Below are 6,000 nucleotides of genomic sequence, written 5' to 3'. Positions count from 1 at the left end.
TTTTTTTGGTTCTTCACGGAATTCCGGGAAACACAGAAACAAGAACGCCGATTTGATTGATGATGTTCGTGCGAGCAAACACATCTAAAAAACCGGCGTTCTTATGCACGATATTAATACTTTCCTTCCTTTTTGGGAGGGCTTTTCTAGTGCGCCTCAGCGTTTTGCTCAGACGTGTTGGCTGTCGTGACTGCGGCAAACGCATGGAGACTGTCAGTTGGCTGGATCGCTATGCCCGTATGACGCGCCGCTTGGCCGATGCGGTGATTCAAGCCTGCGAGCGCCTTCCCACGTTACACGTGGCTCAACTGTTTGGGTTGCATTGGGACACCGTTCGGCTGCTAGAGCGTCGCGCCTTGCAAACGGCATTGAGCGATCTGCCGAAGGCGCAACCACGGCGTCTGGTGATGGACGAGTTCGCTCTGTTCAAGGGCCATCGTTACGCCAGTGTGGTGCTGGATGCGGATACACGACGAGTGCTGTGGATCGGCGAAGGCCGCAGCCGTGCGGCGGTCAGGCCGTTCTTCGAAGAGTTGGGGCCAGAGGGTTGCGCTCGAATCGAAGCGGTGGCGATGGACATGAACACCGCTTTTGACCTGGAGGTTCGCCAGCACTGCCCCAAAGCGCGCGTGGTCTATGACCTCTTCCATGTGGTGGCCAAATATGGCCGAGAGGTGATTGATCGGGTCCGCGTTGACGAGGCTAATCGGCTACGCCACGACAAGCCTGCTCGTAAGGTCATCAAGCAAGCGCGATGGCTACTGCTACGCAATCCACAGAATCTGAAAACGCCGGAACAACAGGTTCACTTGCAGGATTTACTGGCGGCCAACCAGGCGTTGATGACGGTCTACTTGATGAAGGCTGAACTCAAAACGCTCTGGACGCCGAATACCGCTTGGAGCTGGAGATCGGCCTGGAAGCAATGGTTGCGCCATGCTCATGAAAGCGAAATACCGGCACTGATCCAGTTCGCCAAACGGCTAAAGAGTTACTGGCGGGGCATCGTCAGCCGCGTTCGCTGGCCGATGCACACCGGTCAGCTGGAAGGAATAAACAATCGCATAAAGGTCATCAAACGAATGGCGTACGGTTACCGGGATAGCGAATTCTTTTTCATGAAGATCAAGAGCGTCTTTCCCGGTATTCCGTGAAGAACCATAAAAAAGCCCCGCCCGGCACAAGGCCGGGCGGGGCTTTCACTGAGACCGATTCGCCTTAGGCGACGTTCATGGTCTTGTGGGTATCGACCAGATGCTGCACCACGCCCGGGTCGGCCAGGGTGGAGATATCCCCCAGGCTGTCGTATTCCGCGGTGGCGATCTTGCGCAGGATACGGCGCATGATCTTCCCGGAACGGGTCTTCGGCAGCCCCGGCGCCCACTGGATGACATCCGGCGAGGCGATCGGACCGATCTCCTTGCGCACCCAGTTCTTCAGTTCCAGGCGCAGTGCTTCGCTCGGCTCTTCGCCGCCGTTGAGGGTGACGTAGACATAGATGCCCTGCCCCTTGATGTCGTGGGGCACACCGACCACCGCCGCTTCGGCGACTTTCGGGTGTGCGACCATGGCGCTTTCGATTTCGGCAGTCCCCATGCGGTGGCCGGAGACGTTGAGCACGTCGTCCACCCGCCCGGTGATCCACCAGTAGCCGTCTTCATCGCGACGGGCACCGTCACCGGTGAAGTACATGCCACGGAAGGTTTTGAAGTAGGTATCGACAAAACGATCGTGGTCGCCATACAGAGTGCGCGCCTGGCCTGGCCACGAATCGAGGATCACCAGGTTGCCTTCGGCGGCGCCCTCGATGATGTTGCCCAGGTTGTCCACCAGCGCCGGCACCACACCAAAGAACGGACGAGCCGCCGAACCCGGCTTGAGGGCATGGGCGCCCGGCAGCGGGCTCATCAGGGTCGCGCCGGTCTCGGTCTGCCACCAGGTATCGACGATCGGGCAACGGGATTGACCGACGTTCTTGTAGTACCAGTCCCAGGCTTCCGGGTTGATCGGCTCACCCACCGAACCCAGCAGGCGCAGGCTGCTGCCATCGGCGCCTTCGCAGGCGGCGCTACCCGAGGCCATCATGGCGCGGATCGCGGTCGGCGCGGTGTAGAGGATATTGACCTTGTGCTTGTCGACGATCTTCGCCACGCGGGTCACGTCCGGGTAGTTCGGCACGCCCTCGAACAGCACGGTGGTCGCGCCATTGGCCAGCGGGCCATAGACGATATAGGTGTGGCCGGTGACCCAACCGACGTCGGCGGTGCACCAGTAGATTTCCCCCGGACGGTAATCGAACACGCGCTCGTGGGTCAGGGCCGCATACAGCAGGTAGCCGCCAGTGGTGTGCTGCACGCCTTTGGGCTTACCGGTGGAGCCGGAGGTATAAAGGATGAACAGTGCTTCCTCGGCGCCCATTTCTTTTGGCGCGCAGACAGTACCGGCCACCTTCATCAAGTCTTCGTACCAGATGTCGCGATGCTGGTTCCACTTGATCTGGCCATTGGTGCGCTTGCACACGATGACCTTCTGGATGCTGCTGGTTTCCGGGTTGGTCAACGCGTCGTCGACATTGGCCTTGAGCGGAATCTTCTTGCCCGCGCGAATGCCTTCGTCGGCGGTGATCACCACCTTGGACTTGCAGTCGATGATGCGGCCGGCCAGTGCTTCCGGCGAGAAGCCGCCGAACACCACCGAGTGAATCGCACCGATCCGGGTACAGGCCAGCATGGCGACCACGGCCTCGGGGATCATCGGCATATAGATAGTCACCACGTCGCCGCGGTGCACGTCCTGGCCACGCAGGGCGTTGGCGAACTTGCAGACCTGCTCGTGCAGTTCGCGGTAGGTGATGTTGCGGCTTTCGGAAGGATCGTCGCCTTCCCAGATGATCGCGATCTGATCACCGCGCTCGGCCAGGTGGCGATCCAGGCAGTTGTAGGAGACGTTGAGGGTGCCGTCGGCAAACCACTTGATATCGACATGGTGATCGTCGAAGGAGGTCTGCTTCACCGTGGTGAAAGGCTTGATCCAGTCGAGGCGCTTGGCTTGTTCGCGCCAGAAGCCGTCCGGGTTGACGACCGACTGCTGGTACATGGCCTTGTAGGTCGCCTCGTCAGTCAGCGTGTTGGCCGCAACCTCGGGACGAACGGGATACAGAGAAGCCGCACTCATCTTTCTTACCTCGGTGACATAGTTGTTGTTGTATGACCCCGTTGTAGCCGGGGCGGGCCTATAGAACCATTCGACGATGGTAGTAACAACCCCCGGCCAATCCCCCTGAAAAGTGCTTTAGCCCTTCTATTACGGTACTTGCAGCAGCTTCTGCGGCAAGTAGCGGACCGCTGCCAGGCCACTGGGGGGCGTTTTTGCCGGGATTGTTACAAAAACCGTCAATAGTGTTTATCAAAAGCACGCCTGTATAGCACCTACTCAGGCGCCTAAAATCAACCTCGCCAACAAGGCAATGTGATTAACCAAGTTACAGCCCCCACGAAGGCAGTTAATCCAGACTTCCACTCAAGTTCCACACGCAGCCCCACAAAGGCTGCGTGACCCCACACGACCTTAGAAAGGTGAAATCAAAATGAAAGCTTTATTAGTTCTGGCCCTCAGCAGTCTTTGCGCTACAGCAATGGCCGACGAGATCCCGACTGATGTCGCCAGCCAGCAACCGCCCGTAGAGGAATACTCTTACTCGTCCGACCTGGACATCGCCAAAGTTATCTCCATGAGCGAAGTTCCAGATGTATGCGAAGTTGTACCCGCGCGTATGGAATATGAAGACTCGAAAGGCCTGCGGCATATTCTGCAATACCGCGTCATGGGTAATGGCTGCTCTAACGGCTGATATTCAAGTTGCTCTTCAAGTTCCAATAAGTGCCGGCCGCAAGAGCTCTTTCTTGCGGCAAAGATGGCCAGATGCACAACTGAAACCAGACGTGTTGCAAGCCATCGCCCAACGCAGTGCGACCACGGCCTTCGCACTCCCTTTTCTCATCTGTCGAGCCAGCTTGCGGGGAGCGTTTTTGTATCGCTCCGAGGGGCTTGATGGAGGTCCGCAAATGCTTTCTCGAGCGTCAGGAGCGACCTCTGATGGCAAGCCGGGACAGTAGTGTTTCAAAGGTCAAAAATTGACCATCCAACACAAGATGTAGTGGCAAAAGAGTTTTTTTGCTTATTTTTTGAGCAGAAAAATCACTCGACAATTTTCAGCAGAAATTGAACACAATCCTGTCTACCAAAGCCCCTACCCTTCCCTGTAAGTCACGTCCTACGGGGCTTGCAGAGCATCGCGCAAAATCTTCAACGCCTGCGATCAACTCGAGGCGGCAAAAACACGCCAAACGGGGTGAAAAAAAATCTTCGCCGGCCAAAGCCTTGTAAACCCTCGCTCCGCCGCGATAACGCCCCTCGCCGGCCGAATCGTGAGCCACTTCGTCGCACCACAGCGGCAAAAAAGTCCCTATAATGCGGCCTTAAAACGGGCTTGCAATATTCCCTTACAGGGATAAACAGCCAATCCGAAGCCAGCGCAGAAATCGACCCGGTCCTCTGTGCCCATAACCGCCTCGGAACTCCCGTACATATTTTTGTTTATTGCCTGCGTTAGCTGCTGCAACAAACGATTCCTTAAGATCCAACGCGGCCAGTTCGGCCGTGTGAAAAGCCAACCATCAGTTTTCACACGGGCATCTGGCCCTCACGCAGGAGACGACACGTCATGCTGAGCTGGGACGAATTCGACAAAGAAGAAGGCGAAGTCGCCGTTAAAGGCGCCAACGCCGGCCACGCTGCCGAAGCTGCCATGGACAAACTCGACAGCGCCGGTGGTGCCGCCGCTCTCGAAGCCCGCGCCGTAACCGCCAACGATTCTGCTGCCGTTGCCCGTGCCAAGGCCTCTCTGGACCAGCTCGACATCGCCGAAGGCCTGGCCGAGTTGGAAGGTGCTTCCGCCCGTGTCGCCGTCGATGAAAAGCGCATGATCAACTGCCGCGCCGACCTCAACCAGCTCGTGCCATTCAAATATGACTGGGCCTGGCAGAAGTACCTGGACGGTTGCGCAAACCACTGGATGCCGCAAGAAGTCAACATGACCGCCGACATCGCCCTCTGGAAAAACCCGGAAGGCCTGACCGACGACGAGCGCCGCATTGTGATGCGCAACCTGGGCTTCTTCTCCACCGCCGACTCCCTGGTTGCCAACAACCTGGTGCTGGCCGTGTACCGCCTGATCACCAACCCGGAATGCCGCCAGTACATCCTGCGCCAGGCGTTCGAAGAGGCGATCCACACCCACGCCTACCAGTACTGCATCGAATCGTTGGCCATGGATGAAGGCGAAATCTTCAACATGTACCACGAGATTCCATCGGTCGCGAAGAAAGCGGCCTGGGGCCTGAAGTACACCCGTTCGATCTCCGATCCGAAGTTCGAAACCGGCACCGTCGACACCGACAAAGAGCTGCTGCGCAACCTGATCGCCTACTACTGCGTTCTGGAAGGCATCTTCTTCTACTGCGGCTTTACCCAGATCCTGTCCATGGGCCGCCGCAACAAAATGACCGGCGTCGCCGAGCAGTTCCAGTACATCCTGCGCGACGAATCCATGCACCTGAACTTCGGTATCGACGTGATCAACCAGATCAAGATCGAAAACCCGCACCTGTGGGATGCCGAGATGAAGGAAGAAGCCACCCAGATGATCCTCCAGGGCACCCAACTGGAAATCGAATACGCTCGCGACACCATGCCGCGCGGCGTACTGGGCATGAACGCAGCGATGATGGAGGACTACCTCAAGTTCATCGCCAACCGTCGCCTGTCGCAGATCGGCCTGAAAGAAGAATACCCAGGCACCACCAACCCGTTCCCATGGATGAGCGAAATCATGGACTTGAAGAAAGAGAAGAACTTCTTCGAGACTCGGGTGATCGAGTATCAGACTGGCGGCGCGCTGAGCTGGGATTGATTCCGAGCTCCTGCCCTGTGCCGATCTCG

Annotated in this window: 4 protein-coding genes; 3 read left to right on the top strand and 1 reads right to left on the bottom strand. The window is 57.7% G+C overall.

The window, feature by feature from the left end:
* Nucleotides 1-203 precede the first annotated feature (203 nt).
* Nucleotides 204-1,154 carry an ISL3 family transposase gene (locus DK261_RS07380; protein WP_256597556.1) on the top strand — a complete coding sequence of 317 codons (951 nt, stop codon included), beginning with the start codon at nucleotides 204-206 and terminating at the stop codon, nucleotides 1,152-1,154.
* A 64-nt stretch (nucleotides 1,155-1,218) separates the two neighbouring features.
* Here the strand turns inward: DK261_RS07380 and acs are convergent, their stop codons facing one another.
* Nucleotides 1,219-3,174: an acetate--CoA ligase gene (acs, locus tag DK261_RS07375; protein WP_009050330.1), complete on the bottom strand. Its 1,956-nt coding sequence runs from the start codon at nucleotides 3,172-3,174 to the stop codon at nucleotides 1,219-1,221.
* A gap of 412 nt (nucleotides 3,175-3,586) precedes the next feature.
* Between acs and DK261_RS07370 the strand changes: the two genes are divergently transcribed.
* Together DK261_RS07370 and DK261_RS07365 are read left to right on the top strand one after the other, a co-directional pair.
* Entirely contained in the window at nucleotides 3,587-3,850 is a 264-nt protein-coding gene (locus DK261_RS07370) for a DUF2790 domain-containing protein (protein WP_038634332.1), read from the top strand.
* An 873-nt stretch (nucleotides 3,851-4,723) separates the two neighbouring features.
* Nucleotides 4,724-5,971: a ribonucleotide-diphosphate reductase subunit beta gene (locus DK261_RS07365; RefSeq protein ID WP_009050332.1), complete on the top strand. Its 1,248-nt coding sequence runs from the start codon at nucleotides 4,724-4,726 to the stop codon at nucleotides 5,969-5,971.
* The last annotated feature ends 29 nt before the right edge of the window (nucleotides 5,972-6,000 follow it).

Source organism: Pseudomonas sp. RW409, assembly GCF_003184125.1.
GTDB lineage: Bacteria > Pseudomonadota > Gammaproteobacteria > Pseudomonadales > Pseudomonadaceae > Aquipseudomonas > Aquipseudomonas chlororaphis_I.
The sequence above is the reverse complement of the archived record's forward strand: the minus strand, read 5'-3'. Positions and strand labels throughout refer to the sequence as shown.

What these genes read in the sequence shown, in the direction of transcription:
- DK261_RS07370 (WP_038634332.1), top strand. Translation starts at nt 3,587, where the DNA reads ATGAAAGCTTTATTAGTTCTGGCCCTCAGCAGTCTTTGCGCTACAGCA.
- acs (WP_009050330.1), bottom strand. Translation starts at nt 3,174, where the DNA reads ATGAGTGCGGCTTCTCTGTATCCCGTTCGTCCCGAGGTTGCGGCCAAC.
- DK261_RS07365 (WP_009050332.1), top strand. Translation starts at nt 4,724, where the DNA reads ATGCTGAGCTGGGACGAATTCGACAAAGAAGAAGGCGAAGTCGCCGTT.
- DK261_RS07380 (WP_256597556.1), top strand. Translation starts at nt 204, where the DNA reads ATGGAGACTGTCAGTTGGCTGGATCGCTATGCCCGTATGACGCGCCGC.